Source organism: Pelagibacterium flavum (assembly GCF_025854335.1).
In the GTDB taxonomy this organism is placed as follows: Bacteria; Pseudomonadota; Alphaproteobacteria; order Rhizobiales; family Devosiaceae; genus Pelagibacterium; species Pelagibacterium flavum.
In genome coordinates, this window is record NZ_CP107716.1 from 26,051 (window position 1) to 49,716 (window position 23,666).

The following is a 23,666-nucleotide window of genomic DNA, read 5'->3' on the forward strand; positions in this document are numbered from 1 at the left end:
GAGGACGATGCTGCCACAGCGCGCGACGGGCGCGCAAGTGGCAGCATGAAGCTCAATTATGGTCAGCGAATGAAGCCGACGATGTCGCGGACTTCGAGCATGGTCTTTGCGGCGATCTCGCGGGCCCTGTCGGCGCCATTGCGCAGGATGGTTTCGATCTGGGCCAGATCGGCGACCAGCCGGCGCATTTCGGCGGCCTGGGGGGCAAGGACCGAAACGGCGAGATCGGCAAGGGCGGGCTTGAAGGCGCCGAACCCCTGTCCGCCAAATTCGGCCAGCACCTCGGCCACCGATTTGTCCGAAAGCGCCGCGTAGATGCCGACCAGATTGGCGGCCTCGGGGCGGTTTTCGAGGCCCTTTTCCTCACTGGGCAACGCGTCGGCGTCGGACTTGGCCTTCTTGATCTTTTTGGTGATCGTTTCGGCGTCGTCCATCAGATAGATGGTGGCCATATCCGAAGAGGATTCGGATTTGCTCATCTTTTTCGTGCCGTCGCGCAGGCTCATCACTCGCGTCGCCGGGCCGGTGATGACCGGTTCGGGCAGCGGGAAATAATCCTCGTCAAAGCCATTGGCAGCGATCGAAGACGCAAAGTCGTGATTGAACTTGGCGGCGATGTCGCGGGACAGTTCGAGATGCTGTTTCTGGTCGTCGCCGACCGGAACGTGGGTGCCCTTGTAGAGCAGGATGTCCGCGGCCATCAGCGAGGGATAGGCGAACAGGCCCAGCGAGACATTTTCGGAGTTTTTGCCCGCCTTGTCCTTGAACTGGGTCATGCGGCTCATCCAGCCCATGCGCGCCACGCAATTGAAAATCCAGGCCAGTTCGGCGTGTTCGGCGACCTGGGACTGGTTGAAGATGATGTGGGCGGTCGGATCGACGCCAGCCGCGATGTAGGCGGCGGCGATTTCATAGGTCCAGCGCTTGAGATCGGCGGGGTCCTGCCAGACGGTGATCGCATGCATATCGACGACGCAATAGATGCACTCGAAATCGTTCTGCAGCGGCACGAAACGGCGGATGGCGCCGAGATAATTGCCGAGGTGCAGATCGCCCGAGGGCTTGATGCCGGAAAAGACGCGATCGGTGAAAGGCATTGGACTTATGGTCCCTTGGATATCTGGACGAAAGAAATGCCCGCGAGCGGGCCGGGAAAGGGTTTAGATCAAATCCGCCTTTCATGGAAACGCGGATTTGATCTAGATCCTTGTTTTGTCGCCCGTCCGAACCGCAAAACCGATTCCACTTTTGCTGGACGCGCTTTAGAGCCTTAGCGCCGCCGCCGCAAGCGCGCGAGGATCGCGCCGAGCGGCTGGACGCCCGTTACGTGCAGGAGCGCGAAATAAAGGCCAGCGCCCAGAACGCAGATGGCGAGCAGGGCCAGCGCCTGAAGCGGGAAGAAAAAGCCCGGCGCGAATGCCGGTCCGGCGAGCGTGGCCAGGCCCCACAGCGCCAGACCCATGCCAACGGCGACGGCCAGCGTGCCGGCAAGGGCCAGACCCTCGGGCCGCGCGAGCCGGAAATGGCCGCGCCGGGCCAGAAGCACGGCGAGCAGGCCCACATTGACCCAGGCCGAAGTCGAGGTGGCCAGCGCGATGCCGATATGCTCGAGATGGGGGAAGAGGACCAATGACAGGGCGATATTGACGACCAGCGACACCCCGGCAATGAGCGTTGGGGTCTTGGTGTCCTTGCGCGAAAAGAACCCCGGCTGGAGGACGCGCACCAGAACGAAAGCCGGCAGGCCGAGCGAGAACCCCATAAGGGTGTGGGAGACAGCGCGTGTTGCCGCCGCGTCAAAGGCGCCGCGCTCGAACAGGACCCGCACGATGGGTTCGGCCAGCGTAAAGAGCGCGATCGCGGCGGGCAGGGTGAGAACCATGGAGAGTTGGAGAGCCTGGCTTTGCGAGGCGCGCGCCTCGATCTCGCGGCCCGACGAGAGATGGCGCGAGAGCTCGGGGAGCAGGACCGTGCCGATGGCGATGCCGATAATGCCCAAGGGAAGCTGATAGAGCCGGTCGGCATTGGCGATAATGGCGATGGCGGCATCGGCCTGGGAGGCGATGACGGTGCCTACGAACACATTGATCTGGATGATGCCGCCCGCCGCGATGGCCGGAAGGGCGAGCAGCCAGAAGCGGCGCACTTCGTCAGTATAGCGCGGCATGCCGATGGCCGGCAGGAACCCGGCGCGGCGGATGGTGAAAAACACCAGCGCCAATTGCGCAACGCCGCCCGTCATGGCGGCGACCCCGAGCCAGAAGGCTACATCGGCGGGGTTTTCCAGCGTCCAGATGGCAAGGGGAACCAGAACGGCGATGTTGACGAGGTTCAAAAGCACCGGGGCGAAGGCAGCGGCAAAGAATCTTCCCAGCGAATTGAGGATCGCGCCATAGGCCGCCATGAGCGACATGCAGGCGAGATAGGGGAACATGATGCGCGAGAGAAAGACCGTCAGCTCGAACTTTTCGGGATCGCCCACAAAGCCGGGGACGAACACCGTCATCACCGGCTCCATGAAGATTTCGGCGAGGATGGTGACGATCAGAATGGCAGCGACCAGCCAGCTCATGATGCGGCCGGCCAGCTTTTTGGCCCCGTCCGCGCCATCGGTTTCCAGCGCGCCGGAAAACATGGGCACGAAGGCGGTGTTGAACGCCCCTTCAGCAAACAGGCGCCGGAACAGATTGGGCAGGCGGAAGGCGGCCTGGAAGGCATCGGCCGCGGGGCCGATGCCGAGCACGGCGGCGATCAGCGCGTCACGGACAAAGCCGAAAATGCGCGAGAGGAGGGTAAGCCCGCCGACCGACATGGTGTTGCGGAAAAGGCTCATGGGCGGGGTGGCTCGGAGGCGGGATGGCCGGAAGGGAAAAGAGTCCTTTCACGCGCTGGACGGCGTGCCGATTCGATCCCGACCTGCGCTGTGTGTACTGGATCCCGGCTCAAGGCCGGGATGACAGCAGAGGTAATAGGGGAAAATTCTTCAAATTCCCGATCGTCATCCCCGGCGAAGACCCGGCGCCTGGCTGGATTCCGGGAACAAGGCCCGAAATGACATGCGAGGTGTTTGGGGGACGTCGTGTTGAGGATCGCTGGCGGGGCCGGCGGGTGAAGGGGCGCGCGGGGTCGATCCCGACCTGCGCGGAGTGTACTGGATCCCGGCTCAAGGCCGGGATGACGGCGGAGAAAATTGGGTGACGGCTGCCACATTCCCCAATTGTCATCCCGGGCGGAGACCCGGGATCGAGTACACTCGGTGGTGGCAAACGGGCTCCAGGGGCGACCTTGAACCTGGTAACCCACCGACCAGAATGGAGTGCTCACGCTGAGGCCTTTTCGCGGCGGGCGGGGGCGAAGACCGCTTCGAGGGCTTCGTGGATGCGTTTCTGGCGGACCTTTGAGGTGATCTTTCCGCCGGTCAGGTCGGTGACGTAGAAAACGTCCACCGCCTTTTCGCCATAGGTGCCGATATGGGCCGAACCGATGGTGAGGTTGAGATCGGAGAGCGCGCGGGTCAGATGATAAAGCAGGCCGGTGCGATCGAGGCCGGAAATCTCGATGACAGTGAATTTGTCCGAGAGCGCGTTGGAGATGAAGATTTCGGTGGGCACCGAAAAGGGCTTCAAGCGCCGGTTGTAGCGTGAATCGATCCCCAGATCGGCAGGAAGGTATTTGCGGCCCTCGAGCAGCGCCTTGACGGTATCGGTGATGCGTGAGGCCCTGATCTTTTCGTCTTCGTCGGAGGTGAAGGCGCGGCGCAGGCGGAAGGTATCGAGCGCGTAGCCATCCTTGGTGTTGAAGATCTGCGCGCCGATGATCGAGGCATCGGCTGTGGTGCAGGCCCCGGCAATCAGCGAGAGAAGGCGCGGGTGATCGGGGGTATAGAAGGTGACTTCGGTGATGCCCTCGAAGGCCTTGATCGAGGTCGATCCGGCAAAGCTCGAATTTTTGGCTTCGGCCGCGTCGATCATGCGCGCATGGGCCAGTTGCAGTTCGGGTTCGGCGCGCAGCCAGTAATTGGGGAACTGGCGCTCGATATAGGCATCGAGCCGCTCTGGCGTCCAGTCGGTCAGCCCGGCGCGCAGGGCGTCCTGGGCCTCGATGATCCGGTCGCTCTGGGAGACCTGGGAATGGCCACCCGAAAGCAAGGGTTCGGTGGCGTAATAAAGGGCGCGCAGGAGCGAGCCCTTCCAGCCGGTCCAGGTGCCCGGACCCACGGCGCGGATGTCGCAGGCGGTGAGGATCATGAGCAGAGCAAGGCGCTGGGGGCTCTGCACGATCTGGGCGAAATTGCGCGCCGTATCGGGATCCTGAATGTCGCGGGACTGGGAAATCTCGCTCATCAGGAGGTGATAGCGCACCAGCCAGGCGACGGTATCGGTTTCGGCCGCCGAAAGGCCCAGACGCGGGCAGAATTTGCGGGCGATAGCCTCGCCGGCCTCGGAATGGTCCTCGGGGCGGCCCTTGGCGATATCGTGCAGGAACAGGGCGACATAGAGCAGGCGCGCATCGGAGAGATGGGGCAACAGCTCGTGGGTCAAAGGCAACTCGTTTTTCAGACCGCCATTGGCGATGTCGGCCATGACACCGACGGCGCGGATGAGATGCTCGTCCACCGTATAGTGGTGATACATGTTGAACTGCATCAGCGCGACGATCTTGCCGAATTCGGGGACCAGCTTGCCCAGAACGCCTGATTCATTCATGCGGCGCAGGATGCGCTCGACCGATTTGGGACTGGTGAGGATTTCGAGGAAATAGGCGTTGACCCGCTCATCGGTCCGAAGCTTCTTGTCGATCAGGCGCATCGAGCGGGTCAAAAGCTTGAGCGCGTCGGGGTGGAACATCACCCCCTCGCGGCCCGCCACCCAGAAGATCTTTACGATGTTGACCGGGTCTTTTTCGAACACTTCATCATTGGCCACGGTGATGCGGCCATGTTCGAGAATGAAATCGGGCTCGCCCCGGATCTGGCGGCGCGCCTTGCGGAAATTGCCGAACACGCGGCCGAAGGCATCGACTTTTTTGGCGTGGGCAAATTCGAGCGAGGTGCAGAAAATGCGGGTCAGATCGCCCACATCCTTGGCGACGAGGAAATAGCGCTTCATGAAGCGCTCGACCCCGAGCATGCCGGCGCGGTCGTGATAGCCCATGCGCTCGGCCATTTCCTGCTGGATCTCGAAGGTCAGCCGGTCATCGGCCCGGCCGACGAGAAAGTGCAGATTGCAGCGCACGGCCCAGAGGAAATCCTCGGCGCGCTGGAAGGCGCGGTATTCGGTCTTGGAGAATACGCCCTTCTCGATCAGTTCGGGATAGGTCTGGACGCGGTAGAAATATTTGCCGATCCAGTAAAGCGTATTGAGATCGCGCAAGCCCCCCTTGCCGTCCTTGACGTTGGGTTCGACCACATAGCGGGTGTTGCCCTGGGCGTCGTGGCGGGCGTCGCGCTCGGCCATTTTCGCCGCGATGAATTCGGGGCCGGTCTTTTCGACGATCTCGGTTTCGAAGCGCTCGCGCATCTGGTTGAACAGCGTATCGTCGCCGACCAGAAAGCGGCTTTCGAGCGTTGCGGTGCGCACCGTCATGTCCGAGCGCGCCATGCGAATGGAATCATCGACCGAGCGAACTGCGTGGCCGACCTTCTGGCCCAGATCCCAGAGCATATAGAGCACGTATTCGGTAACGCTCTCGCCCCAGGGGGTTTGCTTATAGGGCAGGATGAACAGCAGATCGATATCGGATCCCGGCGCCAGCGTGCCACGGCCATAACCGCCCACCGCGGCGATTGCCAAAGATTCGGCGCCCGAGGGGTTTTCGCGGGGGAAGACGTAGCGGGTGGCCCAGAGGTGAGCGGCGGCGATCAATTCATCTTGAGCGGCGGCCAGCATCTGGGCGCAGCGGGTGCCCCGGCGGTTGGCGACCAGCTCGGCCTCGGCGGCGATGCGGGCGTCTTTGAGCCCCTGACGCAGAGCCTTGAGCACGGCGGCGCGGGCGATCTGGCTGTCGGGCGCCGCATCGCCGATCTCGGCGCGCACGGCTTCGATCAGCGCTTCAGCACCGGGAAGTCCTGTTTTCCTGCGCGCAATCGGTTCAATGGTCGCCGTCGGCATGGGCAGCCTTTTTGAGTTCATAGATCCATTCGAGCGCGGCCCGGGGGGAGAGATCGTCGGGGCGCACGGTCTCTATCATATCGGTAACCGGGTTAGCACGAGGTTGAGGCGCGGATTTGTCCGCAGGCGCTGGCATATGGGCAAAGAGCGGCAAATCCGCAAGGGCCGAGCCGGGATTGGACTGGCCGCGCGCCTCGAGCAGATCGAGCACCTGGCGGGCGCGGGTGATGACCGGGGCGGGGAGCCCGGCCAGCTTTGCCACCTGAATGCCATAGGAGCGATCGGCGGCGCCCTGGGTGACTTCGTGGAGGAACACCACGTCGCCCTTGTATTCCTTGACGCTCATTGTGTGGTTGGAAACGCGCGACAGCGTGGCCGAGAGGGCTGTGAGCTCGTGATAATGGGTGGCGAAAATGGCGCGGCAGCCGGTGGTTTCGTGCAGGGTTTCAACGCAGGCCCAGGCGATGGAAAGTCCATCGAAGGTGGCGGTGCCCCGGCCGATCTCGTCGAGGATGACGAGGGACTGGCGGGTGGCGCGGTTTAAAATGGCGGCGGTTTCGACCATTTCGACCATGAAGGTCGAGCGGCCCTGGGCGATGTCGTCGGAGGCACCGACGCGGGAGAAGACGCGATCGACCACGCCGATATGGGCGGAGGTGGCCGGAACGTATGAGCCCATCTGCGCGAGAATGGCGATCAGCGCGTTCTGGCGCAGGAAGGTCGATTTACCGCCCATATTGGGGCCGGTGACCAGCCAGAGCTGGCCGCCTTCATCAGGCTCGGGGGCGGAAAGATCGGCGTCGTTGGCGACGAAGGTTTTCCCTTCCGCTTCGAGGGTCCTTTCGACGACGGGGTGGCGGCCGCCTTCGATTTCGAAGGCGAGGGAGGCATCGACAAGCGGGCGGCACCAATTGCGCTGGGCGGCGAGACTGGCGAGGGCTGCGGCAACGTCGAGTTCGGCCATGGCGTCGGCGGCGGCCATCAGGTCGCGGCTTTGGGCAATGGCGGCCTCGCGCAGGCGGGCGAAGATGGACAATTCGATTTCGACGGCGATTTCCTGGGCGCGGGCGATCTTGCCTTCGAGTTCGGCCAACTCGGTGGTGGTGAACCGCATGGCGTTGGCGAGGGTCTGGCGGTGGATGAAGACGTTGTCTTCGAGCAGGCGCGACCCGTGGGAGGCGGGGACTTCGACGAAAAAGCCCAAAACGTTGTTGTGCTTGATCTTGAGCGCCCGGACGCCGGTTTTTTCGACCAGCGCGGCCTGGAGTTCGGCCACCACCTTGCGGCTTTCCGACCCGAGCCGGCGCTGGGTGTCGAGTTCGCCATCATAGCCCGACGCGACAAAGCCGCCGTCGCGGGCGAAAAGCGGAGGTTCATCGACGAGGGCTTTTGCGAATTCGTCGGCGAGGATTTCGGGGGCCCGGCCAAGGGTTTGCGCGATGGCGGCAAGTTCGTCGCCTGGGTCGGAGAGGCCGGCGAGCAGATGGCCCAGCGCGCGGGCCTGGGTGATGCCGCGGCCGATGGCGCCCAGATCGCGCGGGCCACCGCGTTCGAGGGTCAAACGGGTCAAGGCGCGAGCGATATCGGGGGCGGCGCGCAGGCCCTTGCGGATGGCGTCGGTTTCCATCGCATTGGCGATCAATGTGTCGATGGCGTCGAGACGGGCGTTGATGCGGGCCGGATCGTTGAGCGGGGCGGCGAGGCGGGCGGCAAAGAGACGGGCGCCGGCGCCGGTCACCGTCATATCGACGCTTGCCCGCAAGGCGCCGCGCACATCGCCGCGCTGGGTCACGAGCAGTTCGAGCGACGAGCGCGTGGCCGCATCGATCTGCATGTGGTCGGTGGGCGCTTCGAGGCGCGGCTGGCGCAGGGGGACGCCGGCGCCTTTTTGCGTTTCGGCCACATAGGCGATGAGCGCGCCGAGCGCGGCGCGGGCGGTGCGCGAAAAGGCGGTCGGATCGACACCACCCTCGAAGGTTTCGCGCAACAGGCGGGACGCGGCCTCGGATTCGAAACTTTCGTGCGGGCGGCGGGTGGCGCCGGCCAGCCGGTCGGACGAGAGGGCGCGCTGTTCGGCCAGTTGATCGGCGAGGCGGTCGGACAGGATCAACTCGGCCGGATCGATGCGGGCGATCTCGTCGGCAAGAGACTCCTTGTCGAGATCGGCGACAAGCAGTTCGCCGGTGGAAATGTCGGACCAGGCCATCGCGTAGCCCTCGCCGTCCGAGCCGAGCCGGGCGAGGGAGAGAAGAAAATTGTTGCCCCGGGCGGGCAGCAGATCGTCCTCGGTCAGCGTGCCGGGGGTGACGAGCCGGACGACGTCGCGTTTGACGACGGATTTACTCCCGCGCTTTTTGGCTTCGGCGGGATCTTCGATTTGTTCGCAGACGGCGACCTTGTGGCCGAGCGAAATGAGCTTTTTGAGATAGTCCTGGGCGGCGTGGATGGGCACGCCGCACATGGGAATATCCTCGCCCAGATGCTTGCCGCGTTTGGTCAATGTGATGCCAAGGGCCGCGGCGGCGATTTCGGCGTCGTCAAAGAACAGCTCGTAAAAATCGCCCATGCGATAGAACAGCAGATAGCCCGGATTTACGCCCTTGATCTCAAAGAACTGGGCCATCATGGGCGTCATGGCCGTGGCGGGGGGCGCAGCATAGTCGGCCTGTGGCTCGGTTTGCGTCATGAAGCGGTCTAAAATTCCGGGGATAGGCTCTTAAACGGTGGCGCACGCTAAGCCAAAAATTTGGCGATTCCAACTGCCGATCACAGGTTGGGGTGACGCAGGCCCGTGACCCGTTCGACGCGTTTGCGATAGGCCATGGGGGCGGCGGCAAAACGGGCTAGGACGAAGACATCTGTCGTGCCGAATTTTTCGTCGACAAAGGCCTGGCTGGAAAACGCCGCATTGACCCGCAGATAGCCGCGCACGAGGGGCGGCATGGCGCGCAGGGCGGCGTGGCGGTCAACCATTTCGGCCGCAAGCATGTCCATGGAGACGGCGCGCCCGGCGCGGGCGGAAACGTGCCAGTCAGCCGATGCGCGGGCGTTATGAAAAAGATGGGACAGGGTGTGCGCGTGGGCGCGAGGATCGGTGCCGGGAAAACTGGCGGCGCCAAAGTAGGCATCGATTGCGTTGAGGCAAGCATAGGCCCAGAGCCCGCACCAGAGGGCCTCGATGGTCCGCATGGAGCGGTAGGCCGGGGCAACGCAGGAGCGGCCAACCTCGCAAAAGCGCTGGCCGGGGTGGCGAGCAAAGAGCGGGGCGAGGGCAAATTCTGTATCGGCGTACCAGCCAAGAGCGGACGCGGGGCCGGCCATGACGCGATAGGTGCCCACGATTGGCGGGGCTTCGCCCAGAGCCCGAGCGGCGGTGTCGATGACGACGATATGGTCGCAATGGGGATCGAAGGCGTCGGCTTCGATGTGGTTGGCGTGGTCCATCCACGGGGCGTTCACGCCGCGCTCGCGGTGGAACACTTCGTAACGCAGGCGGTAGGCGGCGAAGCGCTCGGCGTCGGTCCGGGCAAGGCGCACGGCAAACTGGCCCAGGCGGGCGAGCGGGGCGGCGAGCGGAGCGGCAGCGGGGAAAGGAGCGGTTTCGATCATGGCGCTTTTGTATCGGAGTTGAGCACCGGAGGGAATTGCGCCGGGCCGCAAAAGCCAATCTTGACGCGGCCGTCGAGAACGGGCATGAGTTACGTACCTCAATGGAGGAGGAAGTATCTTGGAAAGCAGCGGGCGCGTGACGGTGCATGATCTGGCGCGGGCGGCAGGGGTGTCGCTGGCGACGGTGGACCGAGTGCTCAACGGCCGGCCGGGCGTGCGCAAGGGGACGATCGAGAAGGTGGAGGCGGCGATTGCCGAGATCGGGTTTCGGCGCGATTTGACCGCCTCGATGCTGGCGCGGGCCCGCGACATCGTTCTCAAGATCATCGTGCCGGAAGGCACCAACCAGTTTTTCGGCAAGCTGGCCGATGCCGTGGAAGGTGTTGGCGCCCAGATGCGGGCTGAGCGGCTGCGGCTCGACCTTTTGCGGATCAAGGCCATGGATACGCGGGCGCTGGTGGCGGCGCTCGATGCCATTGGCGCCGACGAGGCCGATTGCGCGGTGATCGTGGCCATCGACAAGCCCGAAATCCACGCCGCGGTGGCGCGGGCCGTGGGCAGGGGGATCAAGGTGATCACGCTTGTGTCGGACCTGCCCGGTTCGGCGCGGCACGGGTTCGTGGGAATCGACAACCGGGCGGCGGGACGGATCGCGGGATCGCTGATGGGGCGGTTTGTGCCGCAGGGGGGAACGGTCGGGCTGGTGGCCGGGTCCTTGGAGCTGATCGACCATGCGGAACGGATCAGGGGGTTTTCCGAGATCATTGCATCGGAATTTCCGACAGTCGCGCTGGTGGGACCCATCGAGGGGCAGGACGAATTTACCGCGACCTACGAAAAGAGCCTGGCGCTGTTTGAGGCGCATCCCGGCCTGACCGGAATGTACAACGCCGGGGCGGGCAATGCGGGGCTCTTGATGGCGCTCAACGAGTGCGGGCTTGCAGCAAAAGTGCGGGTGATCGGGCACGAATTGACCGGGCCGACGCGGGCCGGGCTGGAAACCGGCGCCATCGACGTTATTCTGGACCAGAGCCCGGAAGACGAAATCCGTGCCGTTTGCGCCACGGCGCGGCGGCTGGTGGTGGGGGCGGATGCCGCCCCACCGCAGACACAATTGGAAATCAGGGTTTTGGTGCGCGATCACCTGAGCTAACCTGAACCTACCCATCTTGCACGAGCGCCGAAAAGGCAGCCGAAACCGAGGAGATTTCTGATGACTGGAATTGAGGTACGCACCTCATTTTTCATGGAGAGGGTAACGCAATGACCTATCTCGGACTCGATATCGGGACGTCCGGCGTCAAGGCGGTGCTGATCGATGGTGAGGGCAGGGCGCTGGGCGAAGCCAGTGCGCCCTTGAGCGTTTCGCGGCCCCGGCCCGGATTTTCCGAGCAGGATCCGGCCCATTGGTGGGATGCGGTGCTCAAGGCCGTCGATGCGCTCAAGGACCGCCATGCCGATCTGGTCAGCGCGATCAGGGGTATCGGGCTGTCCGGGCAGATGCATGGGGCGACGCTGCTCGACAAGGACAACAAGGTGATCCGCCCGGCGATATTGTGGAACGACGTGCGTTCGGCCGCCGAGTGCGCCGAAATGGAAGAGGCATTGCCGGCGCTGCGGCAGATTGCCGGCAACATTGCCATGCCGGGCTTTACCGCGCCGAAAATCCTCTGGGTCAAAAAGCACGAGCCGGAGAACTACGCGAAAATCGCCAAGGTGCTGCTGCCCAAGGATTATGTGCGGTTTCTTTTGACCGGGACTTACGTTTCGGACATGTCGGATGCGGCGGGAACGCTGTGGCTGGACGTGGAATATCGCGGCTGGTCGGACGATCTGCTGGCGGTGACGGGGCTGACGACCGAGCACATGCCGGCGCTGGTCGAGGGCAGCGAACCGTCCGGACATCTTTCCCCCGAGCTTTGCGCGCGCTGGGGCATTGCGCAAACGCCGGTGGTGGCCGGGGGCGGGGGCGACAATGCCGCTTCGGCCTGCGGCATCGGAGCGGTGGAGCCGGGGAGCGGGTTCGTTTCGCTGGGCACTTCGGGGGTGCTGTTTGTTTCCAACGACAAGTTCCGGCCCAATACCGAAGGGGCGGTGCATGCGTTTTGCCACGCGATCCCCAAGACCTGGCACCAGATGGGGGTTTTCCTTTCTGCGACCGACAGTTTGAACTGGTTTTCAAAACTGGTGGGGCAGGACGCGGCGGGCGTGACGCGGGCCGTTGCCGAGAATTTCTCCGGGCCGGGGGAGGAAATTTTCCTGCCCTATCTCTCCGGCGAGCGCACGCCGCATAACAATGCCGCCGCGCGCGGCTCGTTTGTGGGGCTGTCTCATCTTTCCGACGCCCGGACCATGGGGCAGGCGGTGATGGAGGGCGTGGCATTTGCGGTGCGCGACTGCCAGCGGGTGCTGACCGACGCGGGAACGCAGATCGACACCCTGATCGCCGTGGGCGGGGGGTCGAAATCGGACCTGTGGCTCGAAATGATCGCCACCAATTTGGGCATGGCGATTGCCGTGCCCGAGGACGGGGATTTCGGCGGGGCGTTCGGCGCGGCGCGACTGGGGCTGATCGCGGCCACCGGGGCCGACCCCAGAACCGTGTGCACCAAACCCAAAATCGAAAAAACCATCGATCCAAGGGCCGATCTGAAATCGGCCTATGACCAATCCTATGCGCGCTATCGCGCCCTTTATGCGGGTATCGAGGAGGCCCGAGCACAATGACCGACTTTTTCAAAGGCCTGAGCAAGGTTCAGTATGAAGGCCCAGGCAGCGACAACCCGCTGGCCTTCCATCACTACAACCCCGACGAAATCGTTCTGGGCAAGCGGATGGAAGAGCATTTGCGCTTTGCGGTTGCGTACTGGCATTCGTTTGCCTGGGAAGGTGGCGACCCGTTTGGCGGGCGGACCTTCGAGCGGCCGTGGTTTGACGGCGGAATGGACGCGGCGAAACTGAAGGCCGATGTGGCGTTCGAATTGTTCTCCCTGCTGGGGGCACCCTATTTCTGCTTTCACGACGCCGATGTGCGGCCCGAAGGCGAGAGCTTTGCCGAGAGCAAGAAGCGGCTCGAGGCGCTGGCCGACATCTTTGAGAAAAAGATTGCCGAGACCGGCGTGAAACTGCTCTGGGGCACGGCGAATTTGTTTTCCAACCGCCGGTTCATGGCCGGCGCGGCGACCAATCCCGACCCGGACGTGTTCGCCTATGCCGCGGCGACCATCAAGGCCAATATGGATGTGACCCAGCGGCTGGGCGGCGAGAACTATGTGCTGTGGGGCGGGCGCGAGGGGTATGAAACCCTGCTCAACACCAATCTGGGCCAGGAAATGGACCAGATGGCGCGGATGCTCTCGATGGTGGTCGATTACAAGCACAAGATCGGGTTTTCCGGCGCCATCCTGATCGAGCCCAAGCCGCAGGAGCCGACCAAGCACCAGTATGATTACGACGTCTCCACCGTCTATGGGTTTCTCAAGAAGTACGGGCTGGAAAACGAAGTGAAGGTCAATATCGAGGTGGGTCACGCCATCCTCGCGGGTCACACCTTCGAGCACGAAGTGGCCATGGCGGCGGCGCACGGGATTTTCGGCTCGATCGACATGAACCGCAACGACATGCAATCGGGCTGGGACACCGACCAGTTTCCCAACAACGTGCCCGAAGTGGCGCTGGCCTATTACCACATCCTCAAATCCGGCGGCTTTGCCACCGGGGGCACCAATTTCGACGCTAAATTGCGGCGCCAGTCGATCGATCCCGAGGATTTGCTGCACGGCCATATCGGGGGGATGGACACCTGCGCGCGAGGGCTGAAGGCCGCGGCGGCAATCATCGAGGACGGGACCTATGATGCGTTCCTCGCCGAGCGCTATGCCGGATGGAACGCTGCCGAGGCGCAGGCAATGCTCAAAGGTGAGCGGACGCTGGAGGACATTGCCGGGCGGGTTGAGGCCGAGGGGATCAACCCGGAGCCAAAATCGGGGCGGCAGGAATATCTGGAGAACCTGATCAACCGGTTCGTTTAAACAGGTTTGGGACCGCCGGCATCGCATCGGCGGTCCCGTTTTTTTCTCTGGGAGGAGACCCAATGCCCATTCGCCAAAACCCGATTCTGCCGGGGTTCAATCCCGATCCCTCGATCTGCCGCGTCGGGGAGGATTATTATATCGCCACTTCGACCTTCGAGTGGTTTCCCGGGGTGCAGATCCATCACTCCAAAGACCTTGCGAACTGGGAGCTCTTGACCCGGCCGCTTACCCGCAAGAGCCAGCTCGACATGCGGGGCAACCCCGACAGCTGCGGTATCTGGGCGCCGTGCCTTACCCATGACGGGGAGAAATTCTGGCTGGTCTATACCGACGTCAAGCGCAAGGACGGCAACTTCAAGGACGCGCACAATTATATTGTCACCGCCGATGAAATCACCGGGCCGTGGTCGGAGCCGATCTATGTCAATTCGTCGGGGTTCGACCCGTCGCTGTTTCACGACGATGACGGGAAAAAGTGGTTCGTCAACATGCTGTGGGACCACCGGGAGGGATATCACCGGTTTGCGGGGATTGCGCTGCAGGAATTCGATGCGGTGGCGGGCACGCTGGTCGGGGAGCGGAAAAACATCTTCAGGGGCTCGCCGCTCAAGCTGGTCGAGGGGCCGCATCTCTACAAGCGCGATGGCTGGTACTATCTTCTGACCGCCGAGGGCGGAACCGGATACGAGCACGCGGCGACGCTGGCGCGGTCGAAAACCATCGACGGGCCGTATGAGCTGCATCCGGACATGTATCTGGTGACGGCCAAGGATGATCCGCTCAATCCGCTGCAGCGGGCCGGGCATGGCGATATCGTGGAGACGCCCGATGGCCAGACCTATCTCGTACACCTGACCGGACGGCCGACGACGCAGAAGCGGCGGTGCGTGCTTGGGCGCGAGACAGCGCTGCAAAAGTGCGAATGGCGTGAGGACGGGTGGCTGTATCTGGTCGGGGACACGAACCTGCCGGCCTCCGAAGTGGAGGTGCCGGGGACGTACGACCAGGCCGGGTTCGACGCCGAGCGGCGCTACAATTTCAAGGGCGAACTGCCTATCGATTTTCAATGGCTGCGGACGCCGGAACCGGAGCGGATTTTCAGGCTCGGGGGCGGCAAGCTGACGCTGATCGGGCGGGAATCGATGGGCTCATGGTTCGAGCAGGCGCTGGTGGCGCGGCGGCAGCAACATTTCGATTTCGAGGCGGAGACCGAGATTGCGTTCGATCCGCGCGACGAGCGCGAAATGGCGGGACTGACCGGCTTTTACGGGCGGTACAATTTCCACTATCTGCACCTGACCGCCGACCCGGACGGAAAGCGCGCGCTCAATATCTTTTCATCGGTGGTGAGCCACCCGGATGGGAAGCTGACCTATTGGATCGATCCGGTGCCGGTTGGGGCCGGGCCGGTGCGCATGAAGATGCGGGTGGAGAACTCCAAACTGCAGTATTTCTATGCGCAGGGGGGCGACGACTGGCAGAGAATCGGGCCCGAACTCGACGCCTCGATCCTGTCTGACGAATGCGGCGGGCATGCCGAGCATGGCAGCTTTACCGGAGCATTTGTGGGGATGGCGGCGCAGGACCTCAACGGGTCTGCGCGGGAGGCCGATTTTTCGTATTTCGTCTATCGGCCGCTGTAAGGCACTAAAACGATGCCGGCGGTTTCACGTGAATCCGCCGGCGCCATTCGGCATCAGGCCTGCCTGAGTTCGACTTCGATATTGCCGCGCGTGGCGTGGGAATAGGGGCAGATGATGTGGGCCCGGTCCATCACGTCCTTGAGCGTTTCGGTATCAATGCCGGGGGCCGAGGCCGTGAGGATGACCTTGAGGCCGAACCCTTCGCCGTCGTCGCGCTTGCCGAAGCCCACATCGGCGGAAACCGTGGCTTCCTTGGGCAGCTCGAGTTTGGTCTTGCGGGCGGCGGCGCGCATGGCGCCCAGGAAACAAGCCGAATAGCCGGTGGCAAAGAGCTGTTCGGGATTGGTGCCGTCACCGCCCGAGCCGCCCATTTCCCTGGGCGTCGAGAGCTTTACATCGAGCTTGCCGTCATCGGTCTTTGAGTGACCGTCTTCGCGGCCACCGCCGCTGGCTGTCGCGTGGGCGGTATAGAGAATTTCCATGATGCACTCCCATGGTTGGTGATTGGTCGGCTGTAAGGTGAACGCGCTCCACCCCGCTGGGGTTCGCCGTGCACCGATGGAGCGACCATAGGCGGGATTTATATTGTGTGCAATATAATTTTGTGCGATAGTTTTGTCATGAAAGACACCGATACGCCCATTCTCGCCCCTGAACAGCAGCTTTGTTTTGCGGTTTATGCCGCGGGACAGGCCTTTGCGCGGCTTTACCGTCCGCTGCTCGAGCCGCTGGGGCTGACCTATCCGCAATATCTGACAATGCTGGTGCTCTGGGAGGGCGAGCCCGTCTCGGTAACGGGGATCGGGCAGCGTCTTGGGCTCGATACGGGCACGCTGACCCCGCTGCTCAAACGGCTTGAAGCCGCCGGACTGGTGCGGCGGACGCGCAGCGCCACCGACGAGCGGCGGGTTGTGGTGACCCTGACCGATAGCGGGCGGGCGCTCAAGGAACAGGCGCGGAGCATTCCGGACGCGGTGGCGTGTGCCAGCGGGCGGGATCTGCCGGACGTGATGAAATTGCGCGACGAGATCAATGCGCTAAGCAAGGCGCTCGATGCGTCGCGGGCGTGCGGCTAGGGGCAGCAAAAGGGCGCGAAAAGGTCCATTGGACCTTTTTGTCCGGCAAAGCCGAACCGCTCCTAACCCATATAGAGGTTTTCCATTCTCTGGGTGTCGTCGGTCGCAAAGCGGTGGTCGGCGGGCGGGTGAGCGCGCTGGCCGCATTCGCGGCGCGGGCAGATGCGACAGCCCACCCCGATGGGCACGGCGCCGGCCGGCGCCGAAAGATCGATGCCGTCGGCATAGATCATGGCTGAGGCGTGCGAGACGTGGCAACCGAGCCCAATGGCGATGTGGCGGCGCGGGGCGTTGTAGGAATGACCGCCCTTAGCGATGGCTTTGGCTATGCAGAAATAGCGCTGGCCATCAGGCATCTGGCTCAATTGAATATTGATCTGGCCGGGATTGAGGAACGCCGCATAGACGTTCCAGCGCGGGCAGGCGCCCGAATGGCGCGGGATATGGATGCCCGAAAGCGAAAAGCGCTTGGAGATGTTGCCGGCGATGTCGGTGCGAACCAGATGGAGCGGGATGCCGCTCAACGACGGCCGCTGCAGGGTGGTCATGCGGTGGCAGATCTGCTCGAAGCTGGCGCGGAAGCGGCGGCCGAGCCGTTCGATATCGTAGCGGGTGTCGCGGCAGGCGCGGAAGAACGGCTCGTACGGCATGATGAGGGCGGCGGCGACATAGGACCCCAACACATTGCGTGCCAGGCCGACACTTTCGGGCTGGGGCAGGGTGCTCTTTTCGATCAGGTCACGGATTTCCCCATCGGCGATCAGCAGGGCCAGATGCTGGGCGAGGACGAACAGGGCGGATTCGGGCTCGAGCGTATCGGAGATAGCCAGCCCGCGGCCATTGTCCTCGAGCCGGCGCACCACGCCATGGGGGAGCGAGGCCAGCCGGGCCTCGATGCCGAAAACATTGAAGAGATAGGCCCTGAGCCCGGCCTCGAAACTGTCCGAGGCATTGTCGATATCGTGGCGCACGCGTTCGGCCGCGGTCTCGAGCGTTGGAAAATAATTGGCGTTTTCCTGAAGGAAATCGGAGACGGCCTCGGTGACGACGTTGTGGCCCGTCGCCTGGGTTTCGCCCGCCTCGCTTGATTTGGGGGCCTGCAGGTGGCGCAACTGATCGAAGAGCTTGAGGACGGCGCGGCCGACCGCGGGGTGCTGGGTGGCCAGATCGCGGATGTCGGTGTTGGTCAGATCTGAATCGGCGAAAATATCGTCGCCGAACATTTCCATGAGATCGCCCGACAGCCGCGCATCGTCGCTTTCGGCCAATTCGCCCGGTTCAACCCCGAAATAACCGGCGACGCGGAACAGCAATGGCACCGTAATGCGGCGGCGGTTGTGTTCGATCAGATTGAGATAGGACGCGGAAATCTCCAGCGCTTCGGCCAGTTGTGCCTGGTTGACCGATTTCTGCCTGCGCAACCGCTTGATGCGGCCCCCGATCTGCAGATCGAGCTGGTTCATCTGTCCTTCTCCCGCCTGCAAATTTTTACAGACTTTACAGTTTCGGCGCGTTCGCTTTTCAAGTCTTTACAGCTTAACACGCTGATTTCACGTCTTTTCTTGCCTTTTTGGACTCGATTGTCAATTCTTTACTGAATAGAGCACAACGGCGTGCTCGCCAGCAGGAGACAAGAGCCATGAGCGCTCATCAGACAAACGAAACGGCAAGCGAGGACTTCATCACCATCATTGCGCCCTCGATGGCCGAGGTGATGGAGAGCTTTAAAAGCCAGGGGCTGGCCGAGCGGGATTATTCCATCGTCCACCGGGCCGGTCGGCACAGCTTTACCATGGCGGGCGGCGAGGCGCTGTTTGGCGGCTCGCAGATGGTGGCCGCGACCTTTTCGCGGCGGGGATAGCGCCCGGCCACCGCCGTTCGCGTTTGCCGCAAGGCCCCCTTCACCTCTCAAGGGGGGAGGGCCGGGATGAGGATGCGCTCGGCTTGCGGAATGATCCGCCACCCAATTTTCACGCAAGGAGGAGTTTTCAATGCTCGACAAATCACCCGATCCGCAGACCTTCGAGGCCCCCGAATGGGCACCGGAGCGCTGGAAAAACGTCGCGCGCGACTATACGCCCGATGACGTGGCCCGGCTTTCGGGCAGCTTGGCCATACGGCACACGCTGGCCGAGAACGGGGCGCGGCGGCTGTGGGAATTGCTCCACAGCGAGGATTTCGTGCCGACCCTTGGCACCTTTACCGGCAACCAGGCCGTCCAACAGGTGAAAGCTGGATTGAAGGCCATCTATCTTTCGGGCTGGCAGGTGGCGGCGGACGCCAATTCGTCGGGCAACATGTATCCCGACCAATCACTTTATCCCGTCGATTCCGTTCCCTCTGTGGTCAGGCGCATCAACAAGGCGCTGCAGCGGGCCGACCAGATTCAGACCATGGAGCGCTATGAGGGCAAATCGGACGCCGACACCGATTATTTCGTGCCCATCATTGCCGATGCGGAAGCCGGGTTCGGCGGGGCGCTCAACGTCTTTGAGCTGATGAAGGCGATGATCGAGGCGGGCGCCGCGGCGGTTCATTTCGAGGACCAGTTGGCCAGCGAAAAGAAATGCGGCCATCTGGGTGGCAAGGTTCTGGTGCCGACCCGGACGTTCGTGCGCACGCTGAACGCCGCACGGTTGGCCGCCGACGTTATGGGCGTGCCAACGCTGATCATGGCGCGCACCGACGCCGAGGCCGCGCAACTGATCACGTCCGATGTCGATGAGTACGATGCGCCGTTCATTACAGGCGAGCGGACAGAAGAGGGGTTTTATCGGCTCAAGGGCGGGTTTGAAGCGGCGATTGCGCGCGGGCTGGCCTATGCGCCCTATGCGGATTTGATCTGGTGCGAAACCTCGACGCCAAATCTCGAGGACGCAAGGCGGTTTGCCGAAGCGATCCGCAAGGAGCATCCCGACCAGATGCTGGCTTACAATTGTTCGCCATCGTTCAATTGGGCCAAGTATATGGGCGAGGCGGATATGGCGGCGTTCCAGCGCGAGCTGGGCGCGATGGGGTACAAATACCAGTTCATCACCCTGGCCGGGTTCCACAATCTTTCGCTCACCACGTTCAATCTGGCGCGCGGGTACAAGGACCGGGGCATGGCCGCCTATTCCCAACTGCAACAAGCCGAATTTGCCGCCGAAAAGGACGGATTTACGGCGACACGGCACCAGCGCGAAGTGGGCACGAGCTATTTCGATGCTGTGGCGACCGCAGTGAGCGGCGGGTCAAGCTCGACCACCGCCATGGCGGGCTCGACCGAGACGGCGCAGTTCCACTGAGTTCAAAGCCGGGGATCAATGCGCCAATATTTATCCCCGGCTTTTTGATTCACGTGAAGCATTCCCGATTTGCTTCACGTGAATCAGCCTATCCAAGCAAGGCGGCGAGTTCGGCATGGGGCAGCGCGCCTGAGACGATTGCGACCAGCACCAACCCATGGAGAAGGGCGATGGCGCCCGTGGTCATAACGAAGCCCGGCTTTGAGGTCTTGTGTCGGAAGACCTGCTGGGCGAGCAGGCCACCAATGATGCCGAAGACGGCATCGAGCCCGTGCAATCCCGCCTCGCTGATCCGCCATTGACCGGCAATGGCCCTCTGTTTGTCCATCCAGTAGGCGAGCCAGGACGCGCCGCCCATTATGGCGTAGGGCGCGATCAGCCAGAAGGGCGCCCTGTCCAGAATGATGATCGCAAAGACCAGCACGAGAAGGCCGACAGCGGCCCAGACACGATAATCGTTACGATCGAAATGGGATGGGCGAGCGGGCCGCTGCACTTTTTTGATGCCCTCGAGCCACGCCTCGCGTGCCGCCGGTTTGCCATCGCGTCCCGTGCCGGGTGAGAAGGCGAGCCGCTCGCCCCTTTGCGGGCGGCGGCCGGTTTCAAAGGCCGAAATGTGCACGAAGATTTTCGCCCGCGGGCCATCGGGCTTGATAAAGCCAAAGCCCCGGTCGTCATCCCATTCGATCAGCGTGCCCTTTTCCATGTCCGACTTTCCTCGCCGCCCAGCCGTAAGGAGAGCCGGTGAGGCCTTAAGATTTGATTGTCATGGCGCGGGCGGCGGCGACGGCCGGGAGGGACAGAACGGCACAAAGGGCAAAGGTGATGACCAAGGCGGTGGTCAATTGCTGGGTGGTTTGGGCTGAGGCGATGCCGGCGGTATTGGCGATGAGGCCGGCGATGGCCGCTCCGATGCCATAGCCCGCTGACTGGATGGTGGGCAAAAGGGCCGAAGCCCTGTCGCGTTCGCCGGGGCGGGCGGCTTCCATGATGGTCTGGCTGGTATAGGCCCATGAAGTGCCATAGGCCGCACCGATCAGGATCTGAGCCAGGATGACAAGTGGGAGCTGGCCGATGGCAAAGGCGATGGCGAGCAGCACGAGACCGGCAACGAGCAGGACAGGGCCGAGGCGAATGAGGCCGGGACGGTCGGCTTCGGACACGTTGGCGACAAGGATGGCCGTGGTTGACCAGGTGATCGCCATGACCGCGCCGATGACACCGGCGAGAGTGGGGCCGAAGCCGAAAATGTTTTGCAGCGCATAGACCAGGAACACCGCCGCGCCGGCCTGGGCCAGGGGCATGAGCAGAATGACCCAGAGGCCAGCGCCCACCACGTCATTAAAGCGGAAGGCGTGGCTTGGGAACAGCGGGGTGGCGGCGGTGCGATCGCGGCCGATGACGGCGAAAAGCGTTGCGCCGGCAATGAGAAGACACAGGGCTGTGAGAAGCGGCGAATCGAGCAGGCCGCCAACCGAGACGGCCATGATGGCGGCGCCGATCAGCAGCAGCCGGACGATGGGCAAGCGGCCGGAAGATTTTTCGCGCAGGCCAGGTGGCACGATCGTGAGAACGAGGCCGATAAAAATGGCCCCGATGGGCAGATTGACGGCGAAGGCGGCGCGCCAGGAGAGGGTTTCGGTCAAGGCGCCCGAGAGCACCGGCCCACCAAAGGCGGCCAGCGCCCAGACCACCGATTCGGCGCCGAACACCTTTGGTACCAGGGCAGAGGGAAAGAGTTCGGGGATCAGCGCGTAGCATATGGCCGCGACGATGCCTTCGCCCAGCCCCTGAAGGGCGCGGCCGACAAGCAGTTCGGGCATGGAGCCGGCGATTGCGGCGAGGAGCGAGCCGACAAGGAACACCGAGGCGGCGGCGACCAGCGCCATGCGGGCGCCCAGCCGCGCCTTGAGCAACGCGCCGCCGGCCCCGCCCATGATGGCAAACACCAGAAAGACCGTTGTGGCCCAGGACAACAGCGCCACGCCGCCCAGCTCATCGACAGCGGTGGGCAGGGCGGTGGAGACCAGAAAACCGTTAAAGGCCAGGAGCGCGACGCCGAGGCACAGGGTGATCGTGGCGCCAAGATAGCGCGGGGAGACGATGGCGGACCATCCGGAGAGAGCTTCGGTCATGGTGGGACTCAATTAAACAAGCGATACCTTGTTAAATTGAGTCCGATGATCTGTCCAGCGAAAAGCGGGGGCTTTTTAGAACCCCCGATTTGGTATAGTCAGGCGCGCGAACCATATAGGTTTGACAATCGCCTTTATCTTCCCGGAGATTTGCCCCAGTGAGCCTTGAGTCCACCGGCTATAAAAGCCGCCGTACCTTCGCGATCATTTCGCACCCGGACGCGGGCAAGACGACGCTGACCGAAAAACTGCTGCTCAATTCCGGCGCCATCCATCTGGCGGGGGAGGTGAAAGAGCGCGGCGAGCGGCGGCGGACCCGCTCGGACTGGATGGAGATCGAACAAAAGCGCGGCATTTCGATCACCTCTAGCGTGATGACGTTCGAACATGACGGGCTGACGCTGAACCTGCTCGACACGCCGGGCCACGCGGATTTTTCCGAAGACACCTATCGCACGCTGACGGCTGTCGATTCGGCGATCATGGTGATCGACGCGGCCAAGGGCATCGAGGCGCAGACGCGCAAACTGTTCGAGGTGTGCCGGCTGCGCGACATCCCGATCATCACCTTCGTCAACAAGATCGACCGCGAGGCGCGCGATACGCTGGAAATCCTCGACGAGATCATGGAGGCCCTGGCGCTCGATACCGCGCCAATGATGTGGCCGGTGGGCGCTGGCGTCGACTTTAACGGGCTTATCGATCTCGAGCACGGGCGGTTCATTTCGACCGAGGGCAAGCCGGAGGCCGAGGCGCCGGGAATCGAGGCATTGGCGGGGCGGTTTGCCGACACCCAGAACCAGCAGATCGCCGCTTCGATGGAGGGGCTTGAACTGGCGAGCGGATCGCTGCCCAAATTCGACCAGGCGGCCTTCGAGGAGGGCACGCTGACGCCGGTCTATTTCGGCTCGGCGCTCAAATCGATCGGCGTGCGCGAATTGCTCGAGGCGGTGTGCCGGTTTGCGCCCGAGCCGCGCACCCAGCCGGCGCGGCCCGAGCCGGTGGACCCTTCCATGGCGGCGTGCACGGGGTTCGTTTTCAAGGTTCAGGCCAATATGGACCCCAACCACCGCGACCGCGTGGCCTTTGTTCGCGTGGCATCGGGGACGCTCAAGCGCGGCATGCGGCTGAAAAACGTGCGCACGGGCAAGGATTTGAAGGTCGCCAACCCGATGTTCTTTTTCGCGCGCGAGCGGGAGCTGGCCGACGAGGCGGTGGCAGGGGACGTTGTGGGAATTCCCAATCACGGCACGCTTTCGGTGGGCGATACGTTGACCGACGGGCCCGATGTGACGGTGACCGGGATTCCCAATTTCGCGCCCGAATTGCTGCGCCGCGTGCATCTGTCCGATGCGTCGAAAACCAAACAGCTGGCCAAGGCGCTCAACGATCTGGCCGAAGAGGGCGTGGTGCAGGTGTTCAAGCCGACCTTGGGTTCGGGCTATTATGTGGGCGCTGTGGGGCCGCTGCAGCTGGAAGTTCTGACCAGCCGCGCGGCGGCGGAATATTCGGTGCCGATCCGCATCGAGCCGGCGCAATATGTGACGGCGCGCTGGGTCAAGGTCAACGACAAGGCCCAGTTCGACAAATTCGCGGCGCTGCATCGATTGAACATTGCCGAGGACCGCTATGGCGATCCGGTGTTTCTGGCCCCCAGCCAGTGGGAAATCGACCGCTGCGCCCAGGATTTTCCGTTGCTCGATTTCATGGCGACCAAGGACCGCGGGCTGGCGGCTTAAGTTGTATGGACAGTTAGGCGATGGCGGCCTGCA

General features: G+C 63.1%; 17 protein-coding genes. 8 read left to right on the forward strand and 9 right to left on the reverse strand.

The genetic code is table 11. The features are described from left to right. Positions 1-62: 62 nt before the first annotated feature. From trpS to OF122_RS00150, 5 genes are all read right to left on the reverse strand, one after another. Entirely contained in the window at positions 63-1,097 is a 1,035-nt protein-coding gene (gene trpS / locus OF122_RS00130) for a tryptophan--tRNA ligase (RefSeq protein WP_264225881.1), read from the reverse strand. 173 nt (positions 1,098-1,270) lie between these two features. Next, entirely contained in the window at positions 1,271-2,833 is a 1,563-nt protein-coding gene (gene murJ / locus OF122_RS00135; RefSeq protein WP_264225882.1) for a murein biosynthesis integral membrane protein MurJ, read from the reverse strand. Between the two features lie 487 nt (positions 2,834-3,320). After that, the gene (locus OF122_RS00140; RefSeq protein WP_264225883.1) at positions 3,321-6,110 is read right to left on the reverse strand and encodes a [protein-PII] uridylyltransferase; all 2,790 of its coding nucleotides are present in this window, start codon (positions 6,108-6,110) and stop codon (positions 3,321-3,323) included. After that, a complete protein-coding gene (mutS, locus tag OF122_RS00145) occupies positions 6,091-8,796 on the reverse strand; it encodes a DNA mismatch repair protein MutS (RefSeq protein ID WP_264225884.1) in 2,706 nt (901 codons plus the stop codon). The genes OF122_RS00140 and mutS overlap by 20 nt, the downstream gene beginning before the upstream one ends. 80 nt (positions 8,797-8,876) lie before the next feature. Beyond that, positions 8,877-9,719 (reverse strand): GNAT family N-acetyltransferase, encoded by an 843-nt coding sequence (locus OF122_RS00150; protein WP_264225885.1) that lies wholly within the window; start codon positions 9,717-9,719, stop codon positions 8,877-8,879. A gap of 118 nt (positions 9,720-9,837) precedes the next feature. On the opposite strand from OF122_RS00150, the gene OF122_RS00155 reads away from it, so the two are divergent. From OF122_RS00155 to OF122_RS00170, 4 genes are all read left to right on the forward strand, one after another. Further along, entirely contained in the window at positions 9,838-10,872 is a 1,035-nt protein-coding gene (locus OF122_RS00155; RefSeq protein WP_264225886.1) for a LacI family DNA-binding transcriptional regulator, read from the forward strand. Between the two features lie 110 nt (positions 10,873-10,982). After that, the gene (gene xylB, locus OF122_RS00160; RefSeq protein ID WP_264225887.1) at positions 10,983-12,446 is read left to right on the forward strand and encodes a xylulokinase; all 1,464 of its coding nucleotides are present in this window, start codon (positions 10,983-10,985) and stop codon (positions 12,444-12,446) included. Further along, positions 12,443-13,750, forward strand: a complete 1,308-nt coding sequence (xylA, locus tag OF122_RS00165) for a xylose isomerase (RefSeq protein ID WP_264225888.1) — start codon at positions 12,443-12,445, stop codon at positions 13,748-13,750. The genes xylB and xylA overlap by 4 nt, the downstream gene beginning before the upstream one ends. A gap of 68 nt (positions 13,751-13,818) precedes the next feature. Next, entirely contained in the window at positions 13,819-15,396 is a 1,578-nt protein-coding gene (locus OF122_RS00170; RefSeq protein WP_319019404.1) for a glycoside hydrolase family 43 protein, read from the forward strand. A gap of 53 nt (positions 15,397-15,449) precedes the next feature. Here OF122_RS00170 and OF122_RS00175 read toward each other — a convergent pair whose 3' ends face one another. Continuing rightward, positions 15,450-15,878 (reverse strand): organic hydroperoxide resistance protein, encoded by a 429-nt coding sequence (locus tag OF122_RS00175; protein WP_264225890.1) that lies wholly within the window; start codon positions 15,876-15,878, stop codon positions 15,450-15,452. Positions 15,879-16,016: 138 nt separating this feature from the next. Between OF122_RS00175 and OF122_RS00180 the strand changes: the two genes are divergently transcribed. Next, complete coding sequence (locus OF122_RS00180) at positions 16,017-16,472, forward strand: MarR family winged helix-turn-helix transcriptional regulator (RefSeq protein ID WP_264225891.1); 456 nt, start codon at positions 16,017-16,019, stop codon at positions 16,470-16,472. A gap of 62 nt (positions 16,473-16,534) precedes the next feature. Here OF122_RS00180 and OF122_RS00185 read toward each other — a convergent pair whose 3' ends face one another. After that, complete coding sequence (locus OF122_RS00185; RefSeq protein ID WP_264225892.1) at positions 16,535-17,935, reverse strand: helix-turn-helix domain-containing protein; 1,401 nt, start codon at positions 17,933-17,935, stop codon at positions 16,535-16,537. Positions 17,936-18,111: 176 nt separating this feature from the next. Between OF122_RS00185 and OF122_RS00190 the strand changes: the two genes are divergently transcribed. Then, the gene (locus OF122_RS00190; protein WP_264225893.1) at positions 18,112-18,333 is read left to right on the forward strand and encodes a hypothetical protein; all 222 of its coding nucleotides are present in this window, start codon (positions 18,112-18,114) and stop codon (positions 18,331-18,333) included. A 130-nt stretch (positions 18,334-18,463) separates the two neighbouring features. Beyond that, the gene (gene aceA, locus OF122_RS00195; protein WP_264225894.1) at positions 18,464-19,759 is read left to right on the forward strand and encodes an isocitrate lyase; all 1,296 of its coding nucleotides are present in this window, start codon (positions 18,464-18,466) and stop codon (positions 19,757-19,759) included. Between the two features lie 88 nt (positions 19,760-19,847). Here aceA and OF122_RS00200 read toward each other — a convergent pair whose 3' ends face one another. Then, complete coding sequence (locus OF122_RS00200) at positions 19,848-20,465, reverse strand: cold shock and DUF1294 domain-containing protein (RefSeq protein WP_264225895.1); 618 nt, start codon at positions 20,463-20,465, stop codon at positions 19,848-19,850. 46 nt (positions 20,466-20,511) lie between these two features. Next, entirely contained in the window at positions 20,512-21,894 is a 1,383-nt protein-coding gene (locus tag OF122_RS00205; RefSeq protein WP_264225896.1) for an MFS transporter, read from the reverse strand. Positions 21,895-22,052: 158 nt separating this feature from the next. On the opposite strand from OF122_RS00205, the gene OF122_RS00210 reads away from it, so the two are divergent. Further along, on the forward strand, positions 22,053-23,633 hold the full coding sequence (locus tag OF122_RS00210; RefSeq protein WP_264225897.1) for a peptide chain release factor 3: 1,581 nt from the start codon (positions 22,053-22,055) through the stop codon (positions 23,631-23,633). Positions 23,634-23,666: the final 33 nt, after the last annotated feature.

What these genes read in the sequence shown, in the direction of transcription:
- trpS (WP_264225881.1), bottom strand. Translation starts at nt 1,097, where the DNA reads ATGCCTTTCACCGATCGCGTCTTTTCCGGCATCAAGCCCTCGGGCGAT.
- murJ (WP_264225882.1), bottom strand. Translation starts at nt 2,833, where the DNA reads ATGAGCCTTTTCCGCAACACCATGTCGGTCGGCGGGCTTACCCTCCTC.
- OF122_RS00140 (WP_264225883.1), bottom strand. Translation starts at nt 6,110, where the DNA reads ATGCCGACGGCGACCATTGAACCGATTGCGCGCAGGAAAACAGGACTT.
- mutS (WP_264225884.1), bottom strand. Translation starts at nt 8,796, where the DNA reads ATGACGCAAACCGAGCCACAGGCCGACTATGCTGCGCCCCCCGCCACG.
- OF122_RS00150 (WP_264225885.1), bottom strand. Translation starts at nt 9,719, where the DNA reads ATGATCGAAACCGCTCCTTTCCCCGCTGCCGCTCCGCTCGCCGCCCCG.
- xylB (WP_264225887.1), top strand. Translation starts at nt 10,983, where the DNA reads ATGACCTATCTCGGACTCGATATCGGGACGTCCGGCGTCAAGGCGGTG.
- xylA (WP_264225888.1), top strand. Translation starts at nt 12,443, where the DNA reads ATGACCGACTTTTTCAAAGGCCTGAGCAAGGTTCAGTATGAAGGCCCA.
- OF122_RS00175 (WP_264225890.1), bottom strand. Translation starts at nt 15,878, where the DNA reads ATGGAAATTCTCTATACCGCCCACGCGACAGCCAGCGGCGGTGGCCGC.
- OF122_RS00180 (WP_264225891.1), top strand. Translation starts at nt 16,017, where the DNA reads ATGAAAGACACCGATACGCCCATTCTCGCCCCTGAACAGCAGCTTTGT.
- OF122_RS00185 (WP_264225892.1), bottom strand. Translation starts at nt 17,935, where the DNA reads ATGAACCAGCTCGATCTGCAGATCGGGGGCCGCATCAAGCGGTTGCGC.
- OF122_RS00190 (WP_264225893.1), top strand. Translation starts at nt 18,112, where the DNA reads ATGAGCGCTCATCAGACAAACGAAACGGCAAGCGAGGACTTCATCACC.
- aceA (WP_264225894.1), top strand. Translation starts at nt 18,464, where the DNA reads ATGCTCGACAAATCACCCGATCCGCAGACCTTCGAGGCCCCCGAATGG.
- OF122_RS00200 (WP_264225895.1), bottom strand. Translation starts at nt 20,465, where the DNA reads ATGGAAAAGGGCACGCTGATCGAATGGGATGACGACCGGGGCTTTGGC.
- OF122_RS00205 (WP_264225896.1), bottom strand. Translation starts at nt 21,894, where the DNA reads ATGACCGAAGCTCTCTCCGGATGGTCCGCCATCGTCTCCCCGCGCTAT.